This is a genomic window from Nocardia sp. NPDC050378 (assembly GCF_040655675.1).
Classification (GTDB): Bacteria; Actinomycetota; Actinomycetes; order Mycobacteriales; family Mycobacteriaceae; genus Nocardia; species Nocardia coubleae.
In genome coordinates this window covers 507957-533683 of sequence record NZ_JBFAKI010000004.1, presented here as the reverse complement: position 1 = coordinate 533683, position 25727 = coordinate 507957, and the positions used below count along the sequence as shown (strand labels likewise).

Below are 25727 nucleotides of genomic sequence, written 5' to 3'. Positions count from 1 at the left end.
CTAAAGGCGGGTCGGAGTCCAGTGGGATTGGGTGCGGGTGATTTTCAGGACGGTGGTCGACAGGAGGATGCCTGCGGAGATGAAGAGGAGGGCGGCGAGGGTGCGGAGGAGGCTGAAAGTGAACAGGGAGTCGACCTCGGCGTCGCGCAGGGTTTGGATGGTGTCGTGGTCGTCGGAGATGCCGGACGCGGTCAGGACTGTTCCGGCCCAGAAGGTGAGCCAGGCGGCGATCCAGGTGATCCACCAGAGGGGTACGAGTGGGGTGCCGCGCTGCTGGGGGCTCGATGCTTTCGCGATGTCGTGCAGGAACAGGGCCGAGAACCAGAGGGAGACGACGGGGACCACCCAGCCACCCTGTCGAGATTTCCCCACGGTACCGCAGCCTCGACCAGCCAGAAGGGCGTATCCGGGGGCGCACCCGATGCTCGTCGGGCTTCGTGTCGGTGCCCGGGCCTAGGCTCGGCAGTGCGACGATCATGAACGGCCGGATCGTCTCCCGATCAATCCCTTGATAGGACGTATCGATGACCACCGAACGCAATCCGTGGCTGGCGCTGTTCGCGCTGGTGGTCGGGTTCTTCATGATCCTGCTGGACATGACGATCGTCGCTGTCGCCAATCCGGCGATCATGAGCGCGTTCCACACCGACATCACCGATGTCATCTGGGTGACCAGCGCCTACCTGCTCACCTATGCGGTGCCGCTGCTGGTCACCGGCCGATTAGGGGACAGATTCGGGCCGAAGAACATCTACCTGATCGGGTTGGCGGTCTTCACCGGTGCGTCGCTGTGGTGCGGGTTGTCGGGCAGTATCGGGATGCTGATCGCGGCGCGCGCCGCCCAGGGGATCGGTGCCGCGCTGATGACACCGCAGACGATGGCGGTGATCACCCGGACCTTCCCACCGGACCGGCGCGGCGCGGCGATGGGCCTGTGGGGTGCGGTGGCCGGTCTGGCGACGCTGATAGGCCCGATTCTCGGTGGTGTCCTGGTCGACGGGCTCGGCTGGGAATGGATCTTCTTCGTGAACCTGCCGGTGGGTGTCATCGCGTTCGGTCTGGCGATGTGGCTGGTACCCGCCTTGCCGACCAGCGACCACAAGTTCGACTTCGTCGGTGTGCTGCTCAGTGGTATCGGCATGCTCGCCCTGGTGTTCGGTATCCAGGAAGGCAATGCGCAGGATTGGGCGCCGTGGATCTGGGCGTTGATCGCGTTCGGAGTGGTGATGCTCGTGCTGTTCGTCGTGAATCAGGCGCGAAATACCGGCGAACCGCTCGTGCCGTTGAGTTTGTTCGGTGACCGCAATTTCGCCCTGTCGAATCTGGCGATCGCCGCGATGGGCGCCGCCGTCACGTCGATGATGGTGCCCGCCTATTTCTATCTCCAGGGCGTGCGGGAGATGTCGCCGACCATGTCGGCACTGATGTTCGCGCCGATGGCGATCGTCACCGGTATCGCGGCGCCGTTCATCGGCAAATTCGCCGACCGATTACCGCCTCGCCTGATCCCGACCGCGGGCTTCTCACTGTTCGCCGCCTCCATCGTCGGTTTCGCCGTGCTGATGAAGCCGGATTCGTCGATCGTGGCGTTCCTGATCGTGGGCGGTCTCGCCGGTCTGGCCAACGCCTGCATCTGGGCGCCGCTCGCCTCGACCGCCACCCACAACCTGCCGGTCGCCCAGGCCGGCGCGGGCGCCGGTGTCTACAACACCACCCGCCAGGTCGGTTCGGTCCTCGGCAGCGCCGCCATCGGCGCCCTCATCGCCGCCCGCCTCAGCGCCAACGGACTCAGCGGCGACGCCCCGGTCGGCGAGGGCGCGAGCACCGGCCCCCTCCCAGCGCACGTCGTCGACGAATTCAGTACCTCGCTCGCCCAGTCCATGCTGCTGCCCGCCGCGATCCTGCTCGTGGGTGTCCTCGCCTCGGCTCTGTTCGTCGGCCACGCGAAGTCGGCGGCGGCGAAACCGGGAGTCACCGTCACAGCACCAGGTCGCTCAACCGCTTCCAGTCGATCTGGCAGCGGACCGGCGCCTCGATAACGGAATCACCGTCGGCAGGCTGCGATTCCAGGTGCGGGACGTACTGCCCCTGTATATGGTCGAGGACAAAGATCTTGATCATGCTGACGCTGTTGTCCGACACCCACACCAGCCAGTACCAGGGGATTCCGGCCAGGGCGTATTCGGTTTTCTTGTCGGCGCTGTCCACCATTTCGGTGCCGGCCCGCGCGTTATCGATCGTCGGTCGGCGAGTCGGTGTGGAAAGGGGCTGGTCAGCGCCGCCGGTAGGTAGTCTGCGCGGCATGACAGCACGTTCTCTTCGTCGATTCGTGTCTGCAGTGTTCCTGGCAGCCGCGATTCCAGTGGTATCGCCCATCCAGTCCGCTTACGCGGCGCCGTGTTCCGATGTGGAGGTGGTGTTCGCGCGGGGGACCGCGGAGCCGGGTGGGGTGGTCGGGGTGACCGGGATGTCCTTTGTCGAGGCGCTACGGGCCAATGCCGGTGGGCGGTCGGTGGGGGCGTACGGGGTCGACTATCCGGCGAGTAGTGATTTCGCGGATCGGCTGGGCTTCGCGCAGTCGGTGGTGCGCGGGATCGACGATGCGCAGCGGCGGGTGGAGTTCGTCGCGGCGAATTGTCCCGGCACGCGGATCGTGCTCGGCGGGTATTCGCAGGGTGCGGCGCTGGCCGGGTTCGCGACGGGTGCCGGTGTGCCCGAGGGGGTTCCGCCGGAATACGAGCAGTACCTGCCCGAGCCGATGCGGGCCGAGGTGGCCGAGCACGTCGCCGCCGTCGTGCTGTTCGGCAAACCCTCCGAACGGTTCCTGCGTGACGCGGCGGCCCCCGCGCTGTCGATCGGCGCGTCCTACCGGAACAAGACCATCGACCTGTGCATCGACGGCGACAACATCTGCGACGGTTCCCCGCTCGCCTACCCCAATGCCCTGCACACCCTCTACAGCGTCAACGGAATGACCGTCACCGCAGCCCGATTCGCGGCCCAGCGGTTCTGAAACGTATCGAGAACAACGAAAAGGCCGGTTGCGCAAAGCAACCGGCCTTTTCTGATCAGCTACGTCAGCTGTAGATCTTGTCGACCTCACCGGCGTACTGCTTCATGACGACGGCGCGCTTGAGCGACATCTTCGGGGTGAGCTCGCCCGTCTCCTGGGTCCAGTCGACCGGGAGGATACGGATCTTCTTGATGGCCTCGGCCTTGGAGACCTTCTTGTTGGTCTCGTCGACGGCGGCCTGGATCTCGGCGACCAGCGCCTCGTTCTCGATCAGCTTCTCGATCGCGGTGTCGGCGGCGACACCGTTGCGGTCCTTCCAGCCGGGCAGGGCCTCGGGATCGAGGGTGATCAGGGCGCCGATGAACGGCTGACCGTCACCGACAACCATCACCTGGCTGATCAGCGGGTGCGCGCGCAGGGAGTCCTCGAGCACGGCGGGGGAGATGTTCTTGCCGCCCGCGGTGACCAGGATTTCCTTCTTGCGGCCCGTGATGGTGATGAAGCCGTCGGCGTCGATGGCGCCCAGGTCGCCGGTCTTGAACCAGCCGTCCTCGAACGCTTCGGCGCTGGCCTCGTCGTTCTTCCAGTAGCCGCCGAACACGACCGAGCCCTTGAGCAGCAGCTCGCCGTCCTCGGCGATCTTGGCGGCGTGGCCCTGGATCGGGCGACCCACCGAACCGACCCGGATGTGGGTGGGGGTGTTCACGCTGAACGCGGCGGTGGTCTCGGTCAGGCCGTAGCCCTCGTAGATGGTGACGCCGACGCCACGGAAGAAGTGGCCGAGGCGAGCGCCGAGGGGGCCTCCACCGGACACGGCGGCCAGGCACTGCCCACCGAGGGCGGCACGCAGCTTGCTGTAGACCAGCTTGTCGAAGACGAAGTGCTTGAGCTTGAGCAGCAGGTCGGGGCTGCCCTTCTCCAGCGCCTCGCTGTAGGCGATGGCCGTCTCGGCGGCGGCGTCGAAGATCTTGCCCTTGCCGCCGTCGTGCGCCTTCTGCTTGGCCGAGTTGTACACCTTCTCGAACACACGCGGCACCGAGAGGATGAAGTCCGGCTTGAACTCACCGAACTGCTCCACCAGGGTGGTCCAGTCCGAGGAGTGGCGGATGGTCACCTTGGAATCGAAGGCGATCAGCGCCACCGCGCGGGCGAACACGTGCGCCAGCGGCAGGAACAGCAGGGTCTTCTGACCCTCGGTGACGAACGCGCTGAGCTCGATACCACCCGAACGCGACTCGGCCCACAGGTTGGCGTGGGTGAGCTGCACGCCCTTGGGCTTGCCCGTGGTGCCCGAGGTGTAGATCAGGGTGGCGGGCGAGGCCGCGCCGACCTGCTTGCGGCGCTCGTGCACCACGGTGTCGTCGAGGTCGGCACCGCGCTCGGTGAGGGTGTCGACGGCGCCCTTGTCGATCTGCAGGGTCTCGGCGAGCGCGGGCAGCGACGCGGCGTCGATCTCGTCGATCGTGGCCTTGTGCTTGTCGTTCTCGACGACCAGCAGCTTGGTCTCGGAATCCTGCAGGATCCACTTGGCCTGCTCGGCCGCGGAGCTGTCGTAGATCGCGACGGTCACGCCACCGGCGGCCCAGATCGCGAAGTCGAGCAGCGTCCATTCGTAGCGGGTGGCGGCCATGATGGCCACCCGGTCGCCCAGTTCGACGCCGGAGGCGATCAAGCCCTTGGCGACGCCGGTGACGGCCTTCTCGAACTGTGCCGCCGTGACGTCATTCCAGCCGCCGCTGCCGTTCGGGACGTTGAACAACACGACATTCGGCGTCTCCTGCGCGAAGCGGTAGACGTTGTCGGCATTGTTCGCATCGTCCGGGATGGTGTAGGAAGCCGGAACTTCGAACTCTCGCATCAGTGCCCTTCCAGTGGGTTCTACTCGCCAGTAATCTACGACACGTTCGGCCCGGCTGCGATATCGCCGCCCGAAATGCCCGTGACCTGGCTTTATCGTAAGTCGTCAATCGATACAGGCTGGATGGCTTCCCGAAGGAAGTCCGCGAGTTCGCGCAGCGCCAGCGCGGCCTCGGCGACCAGCGCGGCCTGCAGTTGCGCGACGTGCCAAAGGCCGCGGGTTTCGGTGAAACGGACGTGCACACCCGCTCCACGCAGGGCCGAGACGAGCGTGCGGCACTGGTCGTGCAGAAGTTCGCTCACATCGACCTGCACATAGGTGGGTGGCAGGCCGATCAGATTGCCCGACAGCGGGGCGTAACCCGCCGTCGTGGCGTCGCCGTCGCCCAGGTAGTGCGCGGCGCACAGTCGCGACCACGCCCGGTTGATCACCAGGTCACGGTCGCGGCTCGGCGGGTCGGTCGGGTCGACCCACGGTGCGATGAGCCCGAGCGCGGCCGGGGTCATCTTGTGGCGTTCGATCAATCGCTGGGCCAGCGCGAGCGCGAGTCCACCGCCCGCCGAATCGCCTGCCAGACAGATCTGATCCGGCTGGTAGCCGACATTGTTCACCAGATCCAGGAACGCGGCCTCGGCGTCGTCGAGGCCGGCCGGGAACGGGTGCTCGGGCGCGAGCCGGTAGTCCAGCGAGTACACCGCACAGCAACTCTCCAGCGCCAGCCTGGCGACCAGGGAGCGGTGGGTGGCCAGCGAACCGACCACGTAACCGCCACCGTGCAGGTACAGGATCGCGCCCGCCGCGCGCTCCGGCGGGACGGCCCGGGTACGCGAACCCGGGATCGCGATCTCGGCGATCACCCGCTCGGCCGGGCGCCCACCCAGCTGCAATCGCTGCACGACGGCGCCGTCGGGCATGAACTGCAGCCGGGAGGACACGTCGAGCAGGGTGCGCTGCACGGCGACGGGCAGTCGCGCGTGCAGCGTCACCCGGAAGACCGGATCGAGCAGCGCGCGAACCACCGGCAGCGGAATCTTGAACTCGCGCATGGCGTTTTCCTGGATCTCGAGAGGGTCAGTGCGGCATGAAGCGGCCGTTGACAGCGGCCGAGATCCGGTTGTAGCCCGACGCGAGGAAACGCACGCTCACGTCGAGCAGCTTGGCCTCCCAGCCGATCAGCACGCGCGCGTGACCCTTGCGTACACCCTCGGTGATGGTCTGCGCGGCCATCTCCGGGCTGTGGATCGCCAGGTACTTGTCGAACAGCGAGGCGGTGTTGGCGCCGTCGATGCCCTCGGCGTAGGTGGCGTTGCGGGCCACGGCGGTCTTGATGCCGCCGGGGTGCACGCAGGTGACCTGCACGGGCGTCTTCGAGATCTTCATCTCCTGGTACAGCGCCTCGGTGAAGCCGCGCACCGCGAACTTGGCCGAGTTGTACGCCGCCTGGCCCGGCACGGTGACCAGACCGAACAGGCTCGACACGTTGACCACGTGGCCGTCGCCGGACTCGATCAGCATCGGCAGGAATGCCTTGGTGCCGTTGACGACACCCCAGAAGTCCACATCCATGATGCGTTCGATGTCTTTGAACTCGGTCTTCACGACGTCACCGTGGTAGGCGATGCCCGCGTTGTTGTACACCTGGTGCACCACGCCGAAGTGCTGCTTCACCGAGTCGGCGTAGACCAGGAAGGCCTCGCGCTCGGCCACGTTGAGCCGGTCGGACTTCACCTGCGCGCCCAGTGCCTCGCACCGGCGGACGGTCTCGGCCAGGCCCTCGGTGTCGATATCGCTCAGTGCCAGCTTGGCGCCGCGCTTGGCCAGGTTCTCGGCCAGCGCGCGCCCGATGCCGGAACCGGCACCGGTGATCACACAGACCTTGTTCGTGAAGTAAGCGTCTTTGCTCACTGTGCTGCCACCACTTTCAGATCGGCGCCGGGGGCGTCTGCGGTTGTCGTATTGTAGGCGGAAACGTCGAAATGCTTTGTGATCCTGCGGAATTCGAACGTGAAGTCCGGCCACAGGGTGGTGTTGTTGCCGTGCTTGTCGAGGTACCAGCTGGCGCAGCCGCCGGTATTCCAGACCGTCTTGGCGAGCTTGTTCTGCAAGCCGGTGTTGTACTCGCGCAGGACGTCCTCGCGCACCTCGACAGTTTTCAGGCCGAGTTTGTCGATGGTAGCCAGGGCATCGCTGACGTAATTGATCTGCGATTCGATCATGTACACCATCGAGGTGTGTCCCAGGCCCACATTCGGGCCGACCAGGAAGAACATATTCGGGAAGTTCGCGATCGCCGAACCCTTGTAGGCCTGCTGACCGATCTCGTCGAACACCTCCGACAGGGTGCGCCCGTCGCGGCCGACGATGTTGTTGTAGGTCGGCGAATCGGTGACGTGGAAGCCGGTGGCCACGATCAGCGCGTCGATCTCGCGCTCGGTGCCGTCCTTGGTGACGATCGAGCCCGGCTTCACCTCGGCGATGCCGTCGGTGATCACGTCGACGTTGTCGCGATCCAGCGCCGGGTAGTACTCGTTGGAGATCAGCATGCGCTTGCAGCCGATCCGGTAGTTCGGGGTGACCTTCTTGCGCAGTTCGGGGTCGCGGATCTCGAACTGCAGCTTGGCGCGCGAGAGGGCCTCGAAGCCCTTCATCAGCACCGGGAACTTGGCCAGGCCGACGACCTGGGTCTCGCGCGCGGCGTAGATGGCGGCGCGGCTGAGCCGCTGCACGCCCGGAATGTGCTTGAACGCCAGACGTTCGGGCAGCAGGTAGGGACGGTCCATCCGCGGCAGCAGCCAGGGGGCGGTGCGCTGGTAGACGTCGAGGGTGGCGACCTTGTCCGCGATGGCGGGCACGATCTGGATCGCCGAGGCGCCGGTGCCGATGACGGCGACGCGCTTGCCGGTGAGGTCGGCATCGTGGTTCCACTGCGCGGAGTGGAAGATCTCGCCTTCGAACTCGTTGATGCCCTTGATGTCGGGCAGCGCGGGTTCGCAGAGGGCGCCGACCGCGCTGATCACGGTGTCGGCGGTGAATTCGCCCTGGGTCGAGCTGATCTCCCAGCGGCTGGTCTCGTTGTTCCAGTGCACGCGGCGCACGTCGCAGTCGAAGACGTGCCGGTCGAGCACGTCGTAGCGCTGCGCGACGCTCCTGATGTAGGCCTGGATCTCGCCCTGGCGGGAGAACGAGCGGGTCCAGTCCGGGTTCAGCGCGAAGGAGTACGAGTACAGGTGCGAAGGCACGTCGCAGGCTGCGCCCGGATAGGTGTTGTCACGCCAGGTGCCGCCGACCTCACTGCCCCGCTCGAGCACGAGGAAGTCCTCGCGACCCTGCTGGGACAGGCGGATGGCCAGGCCGAGCCCGGCGAACCCGCTGCCGATGATGATGGTCTTCACGTGGCGGGCGCGGTTGTCGACGGCTCGGGGTTCGACAACATTGTCTGTAACCTTGCGACTCATGTAATGCAGACTACGTCGCTATTGAGCCGGAGTCAACAGCTATTGAGCATCGTTCAGTAGTGGCTAGGATGGTCGATGTGAGTAGCAGAAGTTCGGGAGCGACCAAGCGTGTCCGGCTCGGCCCGGAGGAGCGGCGACTGCAGCTGATCCACCTCGGCGCCGAGATGCTGGCCGATCGACCGCTCGAGGACATCTCGGTCGACGACATCGCCAAGCAGGCGGGCATCTCGCGGGGCCTGCTGTTCCACTACTTCGCCTCCAAGCAGGAGTTCCACGAGGCCGTCGCGCGGCACGTGAGCACCGAGTTCTACACCGCCGTGATGCCCGACCGTGAGTTGTCGCTGTTCGACATGCTGCGCGATTCGATCGAACGGTTCGTCGACTACGCCATCGGCCATTCCGCGGCCTACCACTCGGTGCTGCGCGGTCCGGCCAGCCGCACCCCCGACATGACCGGCTACGTCAACGAGACCCGCGGCGCCATCGCCGATCTCATCGTCAGCGAACTGCCGCTGCCGCCCGACGACCCCGACCTGGCGCGGCTCACCCTCGCGATCCGCGGCTGGATCGCGTTCGTGGAGGAGACGATTCTGACCTGGATGGTCGAAAAGCCCATCAGCCGTGAGTCTTTGGTCGACCTACTGGTCGAGTCGCTGCCCGCGCTCGCGCTCAGTCCCGCGTTGATCTCCGCGCTGCGGGGTTGAGGGTCAACCGTTCTCGCGCGGTTTGGCGCGGAAGTGGGCGCGTTCGCCCTGTTTGCCGAACAGGCTGAGGAATTCGACGGGCTGGTTGTCGGCCGCGCCGAACCAATGCGGGACATGGGTGTCGAATTCGGCTGCCTCGCCCGGGGTGAGGACGATATCGTGGTCGCCGAGGATCAGGCGTAGACGGCCGTTGAGAACGTAGAGCCATTCGTAGCCCTCGTGCGTTTGGGGCGTGTCGGGCCGGTCGCGCGCGCCCGGGGGGATGACGATCTTGTAGGCCTGGATACCGCCCGCGCGTTTGGTGAGCGGGAGCATCGTCATGCCGTGCCTGGTCACCGGGCGTAGGTGGATGCGTGGGTCGCCGGTGGGTGGGGCGTCGACGAGTTCGTCGAGGGTGACGCCGTGTGCCTTGGCCAGGGGGAGCAGCAGCTCCAGGGTTGGTTTGCGGTCGCCCGATTCCAGGCGCGACAGGGTGCTCACCGAGATCCCCGTCTCGGTGGACAGGTCGGCGAGCGTGGTCTGGCGCTGTTTGCGCAGGGCGCGCAGACGGGGGCCGACCGAGTCGAGGGTCTGTTCGAGGTCGTCCATGACGATCAGTTTGCCATAGCGGCAAACATGCTTGCCAGTTTTTCGTCCGTTGGTGCACTGTGAATTCCCGAAGGAGGTCGACATGACAGAGCTGAACGAGTCCTACGACGTGGTGGTGATCGGCGGGGGTGCCGCCGGGCTGAACGGTGCGCTGATGCTGGTGCGGCAGCGGCGATCGGTGCTGGTGATCGATGCCGGTGCGCCGCGCAACGCGCCCGCCGACGGGGTGCACGGGCTGCTGGGGCGGGAGGGGATGCCGCCGCTGGAGTTGGTCGCGCTCGGGCGCGAGGAGGTGCGCGGGTACGGCGGTCAGGTGGTCACCGGCGAGGTGGTCGCTGTCGACCGTGTCGGCGAACCCGCCACGGGAACAGAAGATTCCGCCGGAAGCGCCGCGCGTGAATTCCGCGTGGAGTTGGCCGACGGCCGGTCCGTCTTCGCGCGGCGCATCCTCGTCACCACCGGGCTTGCCGACGAATTGCCGCCGATCGCCGGACTCCGCGAACGCTGGGGACACGATGTACTGCACTGCCCGTACTGCCACGGCTGGGAGGTGCGCGATCAGCGGATCGCGGTACTGGCGACCGGTCCGATGGCTGTCCATCAGGCGCTGCTGTTCACCCAGTTGACCGACGACATCGTGTTCCTGTCGCACACGTCGCCGGCGACCGACGAAGACGCGGAAAAACTTGCGGCACGGGGTGTTCGCGTGGTCGACGGTGAGGTGGTCGAGGTGCTCGCCGACGGCGGAAAGCTGAGCGGCGTCCGGCTTGCCGACGGCACCGTCATCGACCGGGACGCGCTGGTCGTCGGCCCCCGCTTCAGCACCCGCGCCACCTTCCTCACCGACCTCGGCCTCACCCCTCAGCCCCACCCGAGCGGAGTCGGCGACCACATCCCCGCCGACCCCACCGGCCGCACCTCGGTCCCCGGCGTATGGATCGCGGGCAACGCCACCGACCCGATGGCACAGGTCGGGGCGGCCGCCGCGGCCGGTGCGATGGCGGGCGCGCAGATCAACGCGGAGCTGGTGACGGCCGACACCGCCGCGGCGGTCGAGCGGATCCGGGCTTCCGAAGCCGCCGCTGTCACTGGATGAGTGCCGGCCCCGGCGCATCGAACGGTGCGCCGGGGCTACTCGTCGGTCGGCCGTTGCCGAACGGGCAGCGGGAGTGGGCTCGCCGCCTGCTCAACGCCCACGTGACCCTCGCGCGAGGGTTTCATCGATGGCGCTGGTCAGCAGCGGGCGTGCGTCGTCGGCGGAGATCTGGCCGACGGTGACGTGGAGGGCCAGGCCGTCGAGAAGGGCCAGCAGGGTGCTGGCTGCCGCGGTCGGCTCGGGGTGGTGGGGGAGCAGGCCTGCGATGTGGTCGCGGAAGCCTCGGCCGTTGGTCGCCAGGGTTTCGGCGATCTGGGGGCGGACCGAGGCGAAGGCCAGGTAGCCGATCAGGGTGCGGGTGTCGGCGGCTGATTCGGCGTCGGTGGGGAGGAGGGCGGTGAGAATCTGGTGCAGGTCGGGGTCGGGGCCCGCGGCGGTGATGCGCTCGCCGATTCTGCCCGCGATGGTGGTGGCCGCGAATTCCATCATCGCGTCCTTGGTGGGGAAGTAGTGCTGCACCTGACCTGCGGAGACGCCTGCTTCGGCGGCGACATGGCGCAGGCTGATCGATTCGAGGCCGTCGCGGGCGAGCAGGCGCATCACGGCGTCGCTGATCTCGGCTCGGCGCGAACTGTGGTCCACCCGTTTCGGCATGCGGCCATTCTTTCACGATGCACTTGTATTGCCATGGTGTGGCTCTTTATAATGCAGTTGCATTGCAAAAGGAGGTCGCCATGCGCCCTGTCCTGCGGCTCGTACGCCGTTTCTTCCGGTTCGAAATCGATCTGTGGGTGAGTCTGGCCCGCGCGATCATCCGCAAGCCCGACACCGCGGGCGGCACCCCGATTCGGTACGCGGGCGCCATGGCGGCCATCCTCTGGGCATTCGTGGTGGTCAGCGCCGTGGAGATTCCCGCCGTGCACCTCATCATTCCGTGGGCACCGGTCCGCCTCGCCGCACTGGCACTTGGCCTCTGGGGACTGCTGTGGATGCTCGGCCTGCTGGCCGCCCACCACGTGTACCCGCACGTCCTCGCCCCCGACCACCTACGCGTGCGCTACCTGCGCCGCACAGAACTCGCGATCCCCCTCTCCGCCGTGCGCGCCGTCCGCCCCGACCTGCGCGGCTATGACGAATCGAAGTCGTTGCACCGCACAGCAAATGGAACCATCGCCCTCCCGGTCGGCAGCTCCACCAACATCCGCCTGGAACTGGCCGCGCCCCACACCTTCTCCACACCACAGGGCGACCTGACCTCATCGACCATCGCCTTCTGGGCCGACGACCCACAGACCGCGATCGGCGCGATCAAAGCAGCACTCCTGACACAGCACTCCGAAGCCTGATCACTCCGGTATCGGCGCATCGTCGGGGAATCGTCGCACCACCTCGATACTGCCGACGATATTGCGGTTGAGCTCGGCGAGATCGCGCAGTACCGTCGCCAATTCCGCTCTGTCCACGTTTCCATGGTGCCGCAGGTCGGTGGCGGCGGGGTGGTACCGCGAATCCCATTCCGCTGTGCGGCACGGCATATCCGACAGATCTATACGCAACCGTATAAGCGACCGTATCCTCGTTGTTATACGCATCCGTATAATTGGTAGGAGTTCGCGATGGGGCAACACGACATGCCTGGCACGATCAAATGGGCGGGCTGGATTCTCGCCGTCATCGGCACCGGGCACCTCGGCCTCGGACTGCTGGTCAGCTCATCCTCCTTCGACGAGTGGTTGACCCTCGAACTCTGGGGCCACTGGTGGGAGGACACTCCCGCGGCCAACAGCTTCTGGGCCAACCCCGCCGGCTTCGGCTGGCCGCTGCTGCTCGTCGGTTCGCTCATCGTGTGGATGGACCGGCGCGGCATCGTCCCACCCGAATTCCTCGCGTGGGCGGTGCTCGGCTGGGGTGTGGTGTGCGCCGTCGTCGTGGAGCCGACGCCCGCTCCGGTGGTGGTGATCGCGGCGATTCTGCTGCTGCGCGGCATCCGTGTCGCCGGTGCGCAGGTCGCTGCACCTGCTCTCGCTCGATAGGACGTGGTACCGCCCGTCCTATGCCTCTCCGGCACTGGAGCGTGGCTCGCTGTGGCGTGAATCTGGATGCATGACACCGACAATCGCCCTGGTGACCGGGGCAAACAAAGGACTCGGCCGCGAGACGGTTCGCCGGCTGGCGGGCAGGGGCTGGCAGGTGTTCCTCGCCGCCCGCGACACCGGGCGCGGTACGGCGGCGGCCGCCGAACTCGCCGGCACCGGTCTCGACGTCGGGTTCGTCGCGCTGGATGTGACTTCCGACGATTCCGTCATGGCCGCGGCGGACAGGGTGAAATCCGAAGCGGGCCACCTCGACGTCCTGATCAACAACGCCGCCATCGGCGGCCCACGCATAGCGCCGAGCGAGACCAGGCCCGAAAACCTGCGTGAGGTGTTCGAAACCAACGTATTCGGCCCGATCCGGGTGACCAACGCGTTTCTGCCGCTGCTGCACCTGTCCGCCCATCCACGCATCGTGATGGTCTCCAGCGGCGTCGGCTCGATCGCCACCCGCACCGACCCGAAATGGGCTGGTCTGCTGCCGCCCGCACTCGGCTACCCGAGCACCAAGGCGGCGCTGAACATGCTCACCGTCATGTACGCGAGCGAACTCGGAACCATGAAGGTCAATGCCGTCGATCCCGGCTACACCGCGACCGACCTCAACGGGCACAGTGGGTTCCAGACCGTCACCGAGGGCACCGATGCGATCGTGGCCATGGCGACGATCGGCCCCGACGGACCCACCGGGACCTTCGTCGACCGCACCGGCACCGCGCCGTGGTGAAACTCGGCGCCGTGCTCACGGCCGCGCTGCTGGCGGTCGCCGCCTATCTGATGACAACGGAGGACGCAGTGGCAGAACAGAAATCCGACACCGTGCTCTCGATCGGCCTGCACCCCAGCGCCGTCGACTACAGCCGCTACCCGCAGATCGACGAAGCCGCACTCACCGCGCGTATCGCGGCGGGCGAGACGGCCCTGCGCGAGGCAGGCTTCGGCATCGTCACCTGCCAGGTCCCGGCCGACCCCGACGCCGCCGAGGCGGCGCTGCGCGACTGCGCGACCGGTGGGCGGTTCGGCGTCGCGATGATCGGCGCCGGGGTGCGGATGGCGCCCGAGCACACCTTGCTGTTCGAACGTCTGATCAATGTCGCGACCGAGATCGCGCCGGGAATCCGGTTCTGCTTCAACACTTCTCCGGAGACGACCATCGACGCGCTGCGCCGCGGGTTGCAAGCCCGCTGACTATCGGCAGTCGAGACGCGCGCCCGCCGGGAATCGGATCCGCTGAGCTCCGGCCGTGGGAAAGCCGTCCTACTTGTGGCCGCCGCCGTGGTCGTGGCCGCCGCAGGTGTCGGTGCGTCGACCATCCGTAGCCGCTTGGCCCGCACCGTGACCTTCCAGCGCCGCGAACGGGCCGCATTCGTGCGGGGCGATCCACACGTGCACCATCGGATCGCCGGCGCCGGGGTTGATCGAGTTCGGCGGGCAGTTGCCCAGCTCGTCGGTCACGCCTGCGACCTGGGGGCCGTTGTCGCCTGCCTTCCAGCACAGGTTGTCGTGCACGTGCCACTGCATCAGCGGGCCCGCGTACTCGGTGAGGGCCGGGTCGTCGATCTTCTTGCCCTTGGCCATGTACATGGCCGACACCAGGGTGCGGTTCTGGCCGTCGACCCGGTAGACCAGCGACTCCGGTCGCGTGGGGTCGAGGAAGCTGTCGTCGCGGATGTAGCCGGTGTTGATCCAGTGTTCGTAGCCGGTGGCGGCATCGCCGATCGAGCGGAAGCCGAGTGCGCCGATGGTGGTGACGTCGGCGAAGGCGGGCAGTTTCGCGAGGGTGTTCTGGATCAGGGCAGTCGCGCGCTGCTCCTGTTCGGCGGTGACGCCCGGGACGCCGGAGATATCGATCGGCTTGCCGGGGTCGAACGCCCGGGGCCAGGAGTCGCCGTGGTCCTCGCCCGCCGCGTGCGCATGATCGTCGCCGTCGCCGTGACTGTGTACATGCCCGACACCGTTGAGCATGGCCGCCAGTGCCAGCACACCGACGGCGGCGGCCGCGAACCCGGACCGCATGGGCGGCAGGGTAGCGCCGGGCCGCACCAGTACGATGGCCGCACCGAGGACAGCGAGCGCACCGAGCGCGGCGCAGACGGTATCGGCGACGCCCGGCGCCTCCGCGGTCAGCCCGGTGACCCACGAGATATCGGCGAAACGGGTGAACGCCCACACCGCAACCGCGAACGCGTTCACCGCGGCCAGCGCGGACACGACGATCTTGCGATCACTCAGCAGCACCGCCACCCCGGCGGCACACTGCATCGCCGCGAGCACGACCATCAGCCGGGCCAGTGTGGCGTGCTCGGTGTGCATTCCGGCGGCCAGGAAGTGCACCGCCCCGGCCCCGACCGACGCGCTCCCGCCGAGCAGCAGAAATCCGTTGCGTCCGCTCACCTGTTGTCTCCTGTCCGATAGTTCGCAGCGGACACTACTGCGCAACAGTGAGCACGGAATGCCGCTTGCCTGAGAGAACTCTGTGACCCAGGTCTCGATCGCCGTTGTCACATCGAGACCATTACGGTGGTTAACGATCTCCGGGCGGGTCGCGAATTTCGAGACATGAGTCTGAAAAGTAAGCAAGGTCAACGGGTTTCGGTTCGGGTCGGGGTGGCCGCCGCAGCGGCCGTTACCGCGCTCGTCGGGTTCAGTGGTCCGGCGGCGGCGTTGCCGTCGGATCAGGTCGTCCAGTTCGTCCCAACCCTTGTCAGGGTGCCGGGCGGCTGTTCGGCCATCGTCAACGCGGAAACCGTGCCCCAGCCACAGGCCGGGCACCTCGGTGTTCGCGTGAAAATCATTCAGGACGGGCAGAACTGCCAGCCGTACCGGATCTCGGTGCGGTGGAAGAACCTCGACACCGGTCGGGAGAACGGCCAGTCGCACCGGGTCGACGCCAACGGTGTCATCGAACAGGCGCCCGACGGCGTGATCACCGGTTTCGGCATGGGCCCCGGCCCCGGCCGCGTCGAGGCGAAGATCGTCGCCACCACCGACACCTACCCGCAACACCATGACCTGGAACAGCTTTCGGGCCAGGCCTGGATCACCCTCAACGCGTAGAACGGACAGCGGCAGGGGCGGAGCCGACCGGGTCCGCCCCTGCCGCCGCGTGTTCCGCCGGAGCGAGACGGTTGCCCGGCCGCGCGGCTGCCCTTACATTCATCCGTGCTCGGGTGGTCCCATGGTTCCGCTCAGGGCATCGGCGGGCGAAGCGGAGGTGGGGCGCAGTGGCGGTGGAGTCCGGGACGGTGTTCGCCGGATACGTGATCGAACGGCTGCTCGGCGCGGGCGGGATGGGGTCGGTGTATCTCGCGGAGCATCCGCGGCTGCGTCGGCGGGTCGCTCTGAAGGTGCTCGGTGACGGGATATCCACCGATGCCAAGGCGCGCAACGCGTTCGAACGTGAGGCAACGCTGGCTGCGCGACTCGAACACCCCAATATCGTGCCCGTGTACGACCGCAGCGGTTCCCATGACCCGGTGCTGTGGTTGTCGATGAAATACGTCGACGGTGGCGACGCGATCGGTCTGTTGCACGCGAATCCCACCGGCCTGGCACCGGAGCGCGCCCTGCGGCTGATCCAAGGTGCCGCCGCCGGACTGGATTTCGCGCACGCGCACGGGGTGCTGCACCGGGACGTGAAACCGGCCAACCTGCTGATCGAACGCGACCCGGAGGGGCGGGAAACCGCGCTGCTCACCGACTTCGGCATTGCCCGCAGCCTCGACGACACGGTGACGCTGTCGGCGATGGCCGCCACCTTCGCCTACGCCGCGCCCGAACGATTCCACGGGCACATGGTGGATCATCGCGCCGACATCTACTCCCTCGGCTGCACGCTGTATCAGCTACTCACCGGCCGGACGCCGTTTCCACGTGGTGACCAGGCGGCGGTGATCGCCGCGCATCTGGGCGCGGCACCGCCCCGGCCCACCGAGCTACGACCGGAGCTGCCGCGAGCCATCGACGCGGTCGTGGCGACCGCGATGGCGAAACGGCCGCAGGACCGATTTGCCCGCTGCGCCGACCTCGCCGCGGCGGCGAGCAGAGCGTTCGACACCGGGGCGCCGGTCCGCACGCCTTCCCCGAGCCCGTCGCCGACCGATCCGGTCACGGCCGGTGTTCCGGCCGCCCGGCCAGGTCGACGGCGGACCCGCGCCGCGCGAACGCTCCTGCCCTCGGTGCTCACCGCGGTGCTGACGACCGCCACGGTCGCGTTGCTCGTCGTCATGACGACCACCGACCTGTTCCGTGGCCGGCCGACCCGGGTCTACACCACACAGAGTGTCGCGAACGCCTGTGACCTGCTCGATCTGCCCGCGCTCGAACAGCTCGGTGGGGCGCCGCCCGATTCGCCCATCCATTCCGAATCCGTTGACTCCGAGCCATATTCGTCCCACCACTGCTCGGTCTCCTACCGCGGTGTGGCAGCCACTGTGCTTGCCAAGGTCGTGAACGATGGACACGGCGCCGAGGCCTTCTTCCGCGACGACTTGGAGTTGGTTCGTCTGGGCGCGGCCGACACGATCCGGGCGGACCACCGGCTCGAGCTCGCTGACGACTCCTATCTCTACGTGCGCCGACTGCCGTACATGTACGGCCCGACCTGCGAGCTCGGCCTCTTCGACGACAACGTGGTCGTCGCCGTGACGTTGAGCACGCCCGCGGCGTCGACGGTGGACGATTCGGAGATGGTGACGGCCTGTGAGCATCAAGGCCGAATACTCTGGGAGCGCCTCGTATGACGCCACGACGACGGTTCTCGCTGCCATGGACGGCTGCGGCGGTGTCGGCCTGCTCGCTCGTGGTGGTCACCGTGATCGCCGCCGCGATGTGGCTGGGGCGCGAGGACGGGGCGGCGGACTCGCGGTGGACGCCGGGCATACCGATCGACACCCCGACCTCGCGCAAGTACCGCGAGCTGGAGCAAGGCAATCACTGCGAGCTGATGGATCTGGCCGAACTGACGCGTCGCGGCAGCGCCGGGTGGCAGCAGAAACATCAGGAGCCCATCGGGTCGACCGGCTACTGCTCCGGCGCTTTCGGTGACCTCACCGTGTCGCTGAGCCTCGATGTCACGCGGGCGGGAGGCGACCGGCGACGGGAGCACGACAGGTTCAAACATCTTGTCGGAGACCGTCTCTCGGATCCGAATACGAGCTTCGAATATCTGGCCGGGCTCGGCGAGGACGCCTTCGTTCAGGAGGAGGCCAACTGGGCCGGGCGTCCGGTGACAAAAGTGCGGATCGGCGTGCTCGACGAGAACCTGCGCGTGGACACCACACTGACGATCGATGGCAACCGGATCAGCCGCGCCGAGCTGCGACAGCTGACCGAACACCACGTTCGCGTGGTGATGCGCAACCTGCGGGCCTGACAACGGCGAACGCCGGGCGGATCGTGATGATCCACCCGGCGTTCGCCGTTGTGCGGGAAGAGATTACGCGGTCGGCTCGAAGGCCTCGGCGATGATCTCGGCCTGCTCCACGGCGTGGACCTTGGAGGAACCCGAGGACGGGGCCGACATGGCGCGCCGCGAGATGCGGCGCAGTTTGCCCAGGCGGTCGGGGAGGACCTCGGGGAGGTTCAGGCCGAAGAAGGGCCAGGCGCCCTGGTTGGCCGGTTCCTCCTGGACCCAGGCGATGTCGGTCGCGTTGGGGTACTTGGCCAGGGCCTCGTTGAGGCGGTACGTCGGGATCGGGTAGAGCTGTTCGATCCGGACGATGGCCACGTCCTCACGCTTGTGCTTGGCCTTCTCCGCGGCGAGCTCGTAGTAGAGCTTGCCCGAGGTCAGCAGGATGCGCTTGACCTTGCCGGTGTCGCCGACGCCCGATTCGTAGGTGGGCTCGTCGAACACCGAACGGAACTTCGACTCGGTGAAGTCCTTGATGTCGGACACCACGGCCTTGTTGCGCAGCATCGACTTCGGGGTGAAGACGATCAGCGGACGACGGATGCCGTCGAGGGCGTGGCGGCGCAGCAGGTGGAAGTAGTTCGCCGGGGTGGACGGCACCGCGACGGTCATCGAACCCTCGGCGCACAGCTGCAGGAACCGCTCGATACGGCCCGAGGTGTGGTCGGGACCCTGGCCCTCGTGACCGTGCGGCAGCAGCAGCACCACATCGGAGAGCTGACCCCACTTGGCCTCACCGGAGGAGATGAACTCGTCGATGATCGACTGCGCGCCGTTGACGAAGTCACCGAACTGCGCCTCCCACAACACCAGTGCGTTGGGGTTGCCCAGCGAGTAGCCGTATTCGAAACCGACAGCGGCGAATTCGCTCAGCGCCGAGTCGTGCACCGCGAACCAGCCCGGGTTCTCCGAACCGATGTTGTGCAGCGGGGTGTACTCCTGCGCGTTGATCCGGTCGATGATGACCGCGTGGCGCTGGGTGAACGTGCCGCGACGCGAATCCTGACCGGTCAGGCGCACATCGTGACCCTCATCGATCAGCGTGCCGAAGGCCAGCAGCTCGGCGAAGGCCCAGTCGACCTTGCCCTCGTAGGCCATCTCACGACGCTTCTCCAGCACCGGCTTCACGCGCGGGTGCACGTTGAAACCGTCCGGCGGGGTGTTGAACGCGTCGCCGATGCGCTGCAGCACCGACTTGTCGACCGCGGTCTGCACGGTCGCGGGGACCTTCTGGTCGTCCTCGACGGACTCCGACGGCTCCGGAACGTATTTCTCCAGCTCGCGGACCTCGTTGAACACGCGCTCGAGCTGACCCTGGTAGTCGCGCAGCGCGTCCTCGGCCTCCTTCATGGAGATGTCGCCACGACCGATCAGCGATTCGGTGTAGGCCTTGCGCACCGAACGCTTGGTGTCGATGACGTCGTACATCTCCGGCTGGGTCATCGAGGGGTCGTCGCCCTCGTTGTGCCCGCGGCGGCGGTAGCAGACGAGGTCGATGACGACGTCCTTGCGGAACTTCTGCCGGAAGTCGACCGCCAGGCGCGCGACCCAGTCGCAGGCCTCGGGGTCGTCACCGTTGACGTGGAAGATCGGCGCGCCGATGAACTTCGCGATGTCGGTGGAGTACTCGGTGGAGCGGCTGTTCTCCGGCGCGGTGGTGAAGCCGATCTGGTTGTTCACCACGATGTGGATGGTGCCGCCCACACGGTAACCGCGCAGACCCGACAGGTTCAGCGTCTCGGCGACCACGCCCTGACCGGCGAACGCGGCGTCACCGTGCAGCATCAGCGGCATCACCGAGAAGCCCTCGGGGCCGTCGCCCTTGTTCAGCAGGTCCTGCTTGGCGCGCACGAGGCCCTCGAGGACGGGGTCGACCGCCTCCAGGTGCGAGGGGTTCGCGGTGAGCGACACCTCGATCTCGTTGTCGCCGAACATCTGCAGGTACTGGCCGTGCGCACCGAGGTGGTACTTCACGTCGCCCGAGCCGTGGGTGGCGGCCGGGTTCATGTTGCCCTCGAACTCGGTGAAGATCTTCGAGTACGGCTTGCCGACGATGTTGGCCAGCACGTTGAGGCGGCCACGGTGCGGCATGCCGATGACGACCTCGTCGAGCCCGTGCTCGGCGCACTGGTCGATGGTGGCGTCCATCATCGGGATGACGGCTTCGGCGCCCTCGAGCGAGAACCGCTTCTGACCGACGTACTTGGTCTGCAGGAAGGTCTCGAACGCCTCCGCGGCGTTGAGCCGGTTCAAGATGTACTTCTGCTGGGCGACCGTCGGCTTGACGTGCTTCTGCTCGACCCGGTCCTGGATCCACTTCAGCTGGTCGGTCTCGAGGATGTGGGTGTACTCCACACCGACGTGGCGGCAGTAGGCGTCGCGCAGGATCGACAGCACGTCGCGCAGCTTCATCCGCTCCTGGCCGTGGAAACCGCCCACGTCGAAGGTGCGGTCCAGGTCCCACAGGGTCAGGCCGTGCGAGGTGACGTCGAGGTCCGGGTGGCTGCGGAACTTGTCTTTGACCAGGCGCAGCGGGTCGGTGTCGGCCATCAGGTGACCGCGGTTGCGGTAGGCCGCGATCAGCTCGAGCACCCGGGCGCTCTTGTCGACGCCGCGCTCGCTGATGTCCTTGCGCCAGCGGATCGGCTCGTACGGCACGCCGAGGCCGTGGAAGATCTCGTCGTAGAACTCGTCGGAGATCAGCAGGTTGTGGATGGTGCGCAGGAAGTCGCCGGACTCGGCGCCCTGGATGATGCGGTGATCGTAGGTGGAGGTCAGCGTCATCAGCTTGCCGACGCCGATCTCGGCCAGGCGCTCGTCGCTCATGCCCTGGAACTCGGCCGGGTACTCCATCGCACCGGCGCCGATGATCGCGCCCTGGCCCGGCATGAGGCGAGGCACCGAGTGGACGGTGCCGATGGTGCCGGGGTTGGTCAGCGAGATGGTGACGCCCGAGAAGTCCTCGGCGCCGAGCTTGCCCTCGCGGGCGCGGCGCACGATGTCCTCGTAGGCCGCGTGGAACTGACCGAAGCTCATGTCCTCGGTGCCCTTGATGGCGGCCACGACGAGCGTGCGGTTGCCGTCCTTGCCGACGAGGTCGATGGCCAGGCCGAGGTTGGTGTGCGCGGGGGTGACCGCGTTCGGCTTGCCGTCGATCTCGGCGAAGTGCCGGTTCAGGTTCGGGAACGACTTGACGGCCTGCACGATCGCGTAACCCAGCAGGTGGGTGAACGAGATCTTGCCGCCTCGGGTGCGTGCCAGGTGGTTGTTGATCACGAGGCGGTTGTCGATCATCAGCTTGGCCGGGATCGCGCGCACCGACGTGGCGGTGGGGATGGTGAGCGAGGCCGACATGTTCTTGGCGATGGCCGCGGCGGGACCGCGCAGCACCTTCGACTCGTCGGTGCCGGTGCTCGTCTTGGCGGCCGCGGTGGCCGGAGCGTTCGACACCGGGGCGGGCGTGGTCTGCGGTGCGCGCACGTTCTCCCGCTTCGGAGCCGGAGCCGGAGTCGGAGCCTTGGCGGCGGCCGGAGCCGGGGCGGGCTTCGGTGCCGTCGCGACGGCGGTCTTGGGGGCCTGTGGTGCGGCCTTCGGAGCCTGCTGCGGGGCCGCTTGCGCGGTAGCGGCGGGAGCCTGCTCGTTAGCGGAGTCGGTGGCCTCCGGGGTGTAGTCGGCGAGGAACTCGTGCCAACTCGCGTCGACCGAGGACGGGTCCTGTTTGAACTTCTGATACATCTCGTCGACTAGCCACTGGTTCTGTCCGAACTGGGAAGTTGAGCTGCTCACAGCTGGTGTTCGCCTCATTTCGTTCTTCGCGCTGCGACGTTTGTGACGTGCCCGGCAGGGGTATCAGCGGATGGCTGCCGATGCGCCCTCACCGAGCATATGCCCCGTGGCATGTCGGCGTAGCTAGTGGCCCGAGACTATTCGCTCCTCGTGCAGACCCGCCGACCAGAGTCGGGCGTAACTCCCGCCTCGGGCGAGCAGTTCCCGGTGGCTACCGAATTCGACGATACGTCCTTGTTCGACCACGCCGACGAGGTCGGCGCGGGCCGCGGTGGCCAGCCGGTGGGCGACCACGACTGTCGTGCGGCCCCGAGCCAGCGAACGGCTCGCTACCAGCACCGATGCCTCGGTCTCCGGGTCGAGGGTCGAGGTGGCCTCGTCGAGCAGCAGCAGGTCGGGGTCGACGAGGTCGGCGCGGGCGAGGGCGACGAGCTGACGTTGTCCGGCGGATAACCCGCGCCCCCTTTCGCCGACCGGTTGGTTCATTTTTCGGGGTAATCCGGCGATCATTTCGGCCGCACCGACGTTGCTCGCCGCCTGTGCGATGTCCACCGATGTGGCGAAAGGTTGCCCGAATGCAATGTTGCTCGCCACGTCACCGCTGAACAGGTGAGCTTCCTGAGGCACAATTCCCAGCCGCGAGCGGTACTCGGTGAGCACAAATTTACGTAAGTCCACGCCGTCGACCCGAATCTCGCCCGCCGACGGCTCGCCGGGCAGATCGTAGAGCCGGGCCAGCAGTTTCACGATCGTCGATTTCCCCGCGCCGGTCGGCCCGACGAGCGCGAGGGTGCGCCCGGCCGGGAGGGTGAAGGACACGCCGTCCAGCGCCGGGAAGTTCGCTCCTGGATAGCGGAAGTGGACATCGTCGAAGACGACCTCGCCGCGCAACCGATCGATGTGCACCGCGTCGGGCGGGTCGGCCGCGATGGACGACTGCGTGCGCAGCAGATCACCGATGCGGCGCAGCCCGACCCTGGCCTGCTGGTAACCGTCGAACACCTGCGACAGTTCCTGGATCGGGCTGAACAGCAGGCCGAGGTAGAGGACGAAGGCGACGAGCGTGCCCGTGGTCGTTCGTCCGTCGGCCACCGCGTTGGCGCCGAGATAGACGACGACCGCCAGGGCGAGGTCGGCCCAGGCCAGGCCGAAGGAGAAGTAGCAGGCGATCGCGCGCTGAGCGCGGATGCGCGCCTCGCGGTAACGATGGGAGTACTCGGCGAAGCGGCGCGCGGCCACCGGCTCGTTGCGAGCGGCCTGCACGGCCCGCAGGCCGGCGATGTTCTCCTGGAAGTCGGCGTTCACGGCGGAGACCCGTTCGCGCGAGACGGTGTAGGCGGCGGTCGAGACGCGCCGGAACAGCAGGGTCGCGATGAGCATGGGCGGCACGGTGGCGAGCACGACCAGGGCGAGCCCCGCGTCGATGACCACCAGGCCGACCGCCACGCCGATCAGGGTGATGACCGCGACCAGGCCGGTGGCGACACCGGTCTGCAGGAAGGTCGACAGGGCGTCGACGTCGGTGGTCATCCTCGTCATGATCCGGCCGGACAGTTCGCGCTCGTAGAAGTCGAGGCCCAGTCGCTGCAACTGGGCGTAGCTGCGCACCCGGAGCCCGAACAGCACCCGTTCGCCGGTGCGCGCGGTGAGCACCGTGACGGCAGCGCCGACGATCAGGCTCGCCAGCACCAGCCCGATCCCGATCACCGCCGACACCGCGAGCGCCGAGCTCTGCCCGCCGGTGACTCCGGTGTCGATGGCGTAGCGGACCAGCGGCGGGAAGGCGATGCCGATCATGGCGTCGGCGATCAGCAGCAGTACTACCAGCCCGACCAGCTTGCGGACCGGTCGAAGCAGGACGCGCAGACCGAAGTCGGGTTGGGGGGCGCGCAGGTCGCCGGGCAGGTCGGGTCGTTCGGTGGCCGGGGGTAGCGCGTCGACGGCCGCGCGTAGTTCCGGGGTCTCGCTGAGGTCGGCGGCCGCCATCGAACGTGGCCGATCACCGACGACAGGCCGCTTGTCGAGGCGCACGGTCGGCACGACCGAGCCGGTGGGCGCGGGCAGCCGGATGACGCGATCGGCCTGGGCCAGGGTCGACTCGCGGTGGGCCAGGATCAGTGTGGTGCGCCCGCCCGGGTCGGGCAGCCGCCGGAAGATCTCCGCCTCGGTCACGGCGTCGACGGCGGAGGTGGCGTCGTCGAGGACGAGCACGCGCGGTCGGGTGAGCAGCGCGCGGGCCAGCGCGATCCGCTGGCGTTGCCCACCCGAGAGGGTGAGGCCGCGTTCGCCGATGACGGTGTCGTACCCGTCGGGCAGCTCGGCGATGAACTCGTCGGCGACGGCCGCGGTGGCCGCCGCCCGGATCTCGGCGTCGGTGGCCTCCGGGCGGCCGAGGGCGATATTGGCCGCGATGGTGTCGGAGAACAGGAACGGGTCGTCGAAGACCACGCCGAGCGCGCCGCGCAGCTCCTCGGCGCGCAGGTCGGCCAGGTCCACCCGGGTGCCGTCGGTGCCGACGAGGCTGATGGTGCCCGCGTCGGGGGCGTAGAAGCGGGGCAGCAGCAGCGACAGCGTCGACTTGCCGGATCCGGCGGGGCCGATGATCGCGACGGTCTCACCGGGCCGGATCGTGAGGTCGAGTTCCGAGAGCACCGGCTCGTCTGCGGTGAAACCGAAACCGACACCCTGGAATTCGATGCCGAGCGGGCCGGGTGGCAGCTCGGTCGGCTTGTCGGGGTCGACGAGGACCGGCGCCGCGTCGATCACCTGGAACACCCGGTCGGCGGCGGACTTGGTGAGCTGGCTCATGATGACCACCGAGGTGATCGTGCGCGCCGAGGACGTCATCGTGGCCAGATAGGCGGTGAAGGCGAGGAAGGTGCCGATGCCGATCGCGCCGCGCGAGGCGAGCAATCCGCCGACGATGATGACGGCGACCAGCCCGGCCTGCGGCAGCGCGGACACGACGGGTGCGAAGCGGGCGTTGATCCGCGCGGCGCGCAGGCGTTCGGCGTAGAGGGCGCGGCCGTGGTCCTCGAGCTGGTCGACCATCCGGGCTTCCTGCCCGAAGCCCTTCACCACCCGCACGCCGGTGACCGTCTGCTCGACGTGCTCGGCCAGCTCGGCGGCCCGCTGCTGCGCCGACCAGGTCGCCGCGTACAGCCGGGGCCGCATCCGCAGCACCACCACCGCCATCACCGGCGCGACGAGCAGCGCGGCGAGTGCCAGCGGCGGGCTCAGCCACACCATCACCACCGCCGAGGCGACGAACTGCATGACCGCGAGTCCCGACCACGGGACCATTGCCAGCAGCCCCTGCACCAGTTGCAGGTCGGTGATCGAACGCGACACCACCTGCCCGGTACGGATGGCGTCCTGGCCCGCGCCGTCGAGGCGCTGCAGCGCGGCGAGCAGCGAGACACGCAGGCTGTGCTGCACTTCCAGCGACAGCTTGCCCGCCCACAACCGGCGCGCGAAGGTGACGAGGAACCGGCTCACCGCGAGCACGGCGAGCAGTGCGGCGGCACCACCGATGACCGAGGTGTCGCCCACTTCGGCGGCGTCCACCGCGCTCTTGGTGGCCAGCGGTGCCGCGATCGAGACGACGGCACCGGCGAGGACCGACAGCACGATCACGGCCAGCGTGCGCGGGTGGTCCAGGCTCAGGCGCCACAGGCGGCGAATCCAGCCCGGCTTGCGGCCGGTCGCCTCGGCCCGGGCTTTC

At 67.7% G+C, this 25727-nt stretch carries 22 protein-coding genes; 11 read left to right on the top strand and 11 right to left on the bottom strand.

All coding sequences use genetic code 11. From position 1 onward, the window contains the following. On the bottom strand, window positions 1-372 hold the full coding sequence (locus AB0I35_RS12640; RefSeq protein WP_357395911.1) for a DUF4328 domain-containing protein: 372 nt from the start codon (window positions 370-372) through the stop codon (window positions 1-3). 152 nt (window positions 373-524) lie between these two features. On the opposite strand from AB0I35_RS12640, the gene AB0I35_RS12635 reads away from it, so the two are divergent. Continuing rightward, window positions 525-2039, top strand: coding sequence for a DHA2 family efflux MFS transporter permease subunit (locus AB0I35_RS12635; RefSeq protein ID WP_357395910.1), 1515 nt, complete (start codon window positions 525-527; stop codon window positions 2037-2039). Here AB0I35_RS12635 and AB0I35_RS12630 read toward each other — a convergent pair. Beyond that, the gene (locus AB0I35_RS12630; protein WP_357395909.1) at window positions 1978-2211 is read right to left on the bottom strand and encodes a hypothetical protein; all 234 of its coding nucleotides are present in this window, start codon (window positions 2209-2211) and stop codon (window positions 1978-1980) included. The genes AB0I35_RS12635 and AB0I35_RS12630 overlap by 62 nt on opposite strands. 91 nt (window positions 2212-2302) lie before the next feature. On the opposite strand from AB0I35_RS12630, the gene AB0I35_RS12625 reads away from it, so the two are divergent. After that, a complete protein-coding gene (locus AB0I35_RS12625; protein ID WP_357395907.1) occupies window positions 2303-3013 on the top strand; it encodes a cutinase family protein in 711 nt (236 codons plus the stop codon). 64 nt (window positions 3014-3077) lie between these two features. Here AB0I35_RS12625 and AB0I35_RS12620 read toward each other — a convergent pair whose 3' ends face one another. The 4 genes from AB0I35_RS12620 to AB0I35_RS12605 all read right to left on the bottom strand — a co-directional run bounded on the left by AB0I35_RS12620 (window position 3078) and on the right by AB0I35_RS12605 (window position 8326). After that, window positions 3078-4871 (bottom strand): long-chain fatty acid--CoA ligase, encoded by a 1794-nt coding sequence (locus AB0I35_RS12620; protein WP_357395906.1) that lies wholly within the window; start codon window positions 4869-4871, stop codon window positions 3078-3080. Between the two features lie 92 nt (window positions 4872-4963). Further along, window positions 4964-5917 (bottom strand): alpha/beta hydrolase, encoded by a 954-nt coding sequence (locus AB0I35_RS12615; protein WP_357395905.1) that lies wholly within the window; start codon window positions 5915-5917, stop codon window positions 4964-4966. Between the two features lie 25 nt (window positions 5918-5942). Continuing rightward, on the bottom strand, window positions 5943-6776 hold the full coding sequence (locus AB0I35_RS12610) for an SDR family NAD(P)-dependent oxidoreductase (protein WP_067637640.1): 834 nt from the start codon (window positions 6774-6776) through the stop codon (window positions 5943-5945). Then, entirely contained in the window at window positions 6773-8326 is a 1554-nt protein-coding gene (locus AB0I35_RS12605; RefSeq protein WP_357395903.1) for an NAD(P)/FAD-dependent oxidoreductase, read from the bottom strand. Before AB0I35_RS12605 ends, AB0I35_RS12610 begins: the two co-directional genes overlap by 4 nt. 68 nt (window positions 8327-8394) lie before the next feature. On the opposite strand from AB0I35_RS12605, the gene AB0I35_RS12600 reads away from it, so the two are divergent. Continuing rightward, window positions 8395-9030, top strand: a complete 636-nt coding sequence (locus tag AB0I35_RS12600) for a TetR/AcrR family transcriptional regulator (RefSeq protein ID WP_357395953.1) — start codon at window positions 8395-8397, stop codon at window positions 9028-9030. A 3-nt stretch (window positions 9031-9033) separates the two neighbouring features. Here the strand turns inward: AB0I35_RS12600 and AB0I35_RS12595 are convergent, their stop codons facing one another. Further along, a complete protein-coding gene (locus AB0I35_RS12595; protein WP_067491263.1) occupies window positions 9034-9618 on the bottom strand; it encodes an XRE family transcriptional regulator in 585 nt (194 codons plus the stop codon). A gap of 82 nt (window positions 9619-9700) precedes the next feature. Between AB0I35_RS12595 and AB0I35_RS12590 the strand changes: the two genes are divergently transcribed. After that, window positions 9701-10714 carry an NAD(P)/FAD-dependent oxidoreductase gene (locus AB0I35_RS12590; RefSeq protein ID WP_357395902.1) on the top strand — a complete coding sequence of 338 codons (1014 nt, stop codon included), beginning with the start codon at window positions 9701-9703 and terminating at the stop codon, window positions 10712-10714. A 90-nt stretch (window positions 10715-10804) separates the two neighbouring features. Here the strand turns inward: AB0I35_RS12590 and AB0I35_RS12585 are convergent, their stop codons facing one another. Beyond that, complete coding sequence (locus AB0I35_RS12585; RefSeq protein WP_357395901.1) at window positions 10805-11368, bottom strand: TetR/AcrR family transcriptional regulator; 564 nt, start codon at window positions 11366-11368, stop codon at window positions 10805-10807. 80 nt (window positions 11369-11448) lie between these two features. Here AB0I35_RS12585 and AB0I35_RS12580 point away from each other — a divergent pair, with 80 nt between their 5' ends. The 4 genes from AB0I35_RS12580 to AB0I35_RS12565 all read left to right on the top strand — a co-directional run bounded on the left by AB0I35_RS12580 (window position 11449) and on the right by AB0I35_RS12565 (window position 13995). Next, on the top strand, window positions 11449-12060 hold the full coding sequence (locus AB0I35_RS12580; protein ID WP_357395899.1) for a hypothetical protein: 612 nt from the start codon (window positions 11449-11451) through the stop codon (window positions 12058-12060). Between the two features lie 270 nt (window positions 12061-12330). Further along, complete coding sequence (locus AB0I35_RS12575) at window positions 12331-12747, top strand: DUF6463 family protein (protein WP_357395898.1); 417 nt, start codon at window positions 12331-12333, stop codon at window positions 12745-12747. Window positions 12748-12817: 70 nt separating this feature from the next. Further along, entirely contained in the window at window positions 12818-13534 is a 717-nt protein-coding gene (locus AB0I35_RS12570; protein WP_357395896.1) for an SDR family oxidoreductase, read from the top strand. Then, window positions 13531-13995 carry a hypothetical protein gene (locus AB0I35_RS12565; RefSeq protein ID WP_357395895.1) on the top strand — a complete coding sequence of 155 codons (465 nt, stop codon included), beginning with the start codon at window positions 13531-13533 and terminating at the stop codon, window positions 13993-13995. Before AB0I35_RS12570 ends, AB0I35_RS12565 begins: the two co-directional genes overlap by 4 nt. Before the next feature lie 69 nt (window positions 13996-14064). Here AB0I35_RS12565 and AB0I35_RS12560 read toward each other — a convergent pair whose 3' ends face one another. Then, entirely contained in the window at window positions 14065-15201 is a 1137-nt protein-coding gene (locus AB0I35_RS12560; RefSeq protein ID WP_357395893.1) for a hypothetical protein, read from the bottom strand. Window positions 15202-15366: 165 nt separating this feature from the next. Between AB0I35_RS12560 and AB0I35_RS12555 the strand changes: the two genes are divergently transcribed. From AB0I35_RS12555 to AB0I35_RS12545, 3 genes are all read left to right on the top strand, one after another. Then, window positions 15367-15864 (top strand): hypothetical protein, encoded by a 498-nt coding sequence (locus tag AB0I35_RS12555; RefSeq protein WP_357395892.1) that lies wholly within the window; start codon window positions 15367-15369, stop codon window positions 15862-15864. Between the two features lie 167 nt (window positions 15865-16031). Next, entirely contained in the window at window positions 16032-17549 is a 1518-nt protein-coding gene (locus AB0I35_RS12550) for a serine/threonine-protein kinase (RefSeq protein ID WP_357395891.1), read from the top strand. Between the two features lie 71 nt (window positions 17550-17620). Further along, a complete protein-coding gene (locus tag AB0I35_RS12545) occupies window positions 17621-18181 on the top strand; it encodes a hypothetical protein (RefSeq protein WP_357395890.1) in 561 nt (186 codons plus the stop codon). A gap of 63 nt (window positions 18182-18244) precedes the next feature. Here AB0I35_RS12545 and AB0I35_RS12540 read toward each other — a convergent pair whose 3' ends face one another. After that, on the bottom strand, window positions 18245-22021 hold the full coding sequence (locus AB0I35_RS12540; RefSeq protein WP_357395889.1) for a multifunctional oxoglutarate decarboxylase/oxoglutarate dehydrogenase thiamine pyrophosphate-binding subunit/dihydrolipoyllysine-residue succinyltransferase subunit: 3777 nt from the start codon (window positions 22019-22021) through the stop codon (window positions 18245-18247). A 105-nt stretch (window positions 22022-22126) separates the two neighbouring features. After that, window positions 22127-25687, bottom strand: a complete 3561-nt coding sequence (locus AB0I35_RS12535; protein WP_357395951.1) for an ABC transporter ATP-binding protein — start codon at window positions 25685-25687, stop codon at window positions 22127-22129. Between the last annotated feature and the right edge of the window lie 40 nt (window positions 25688-25727).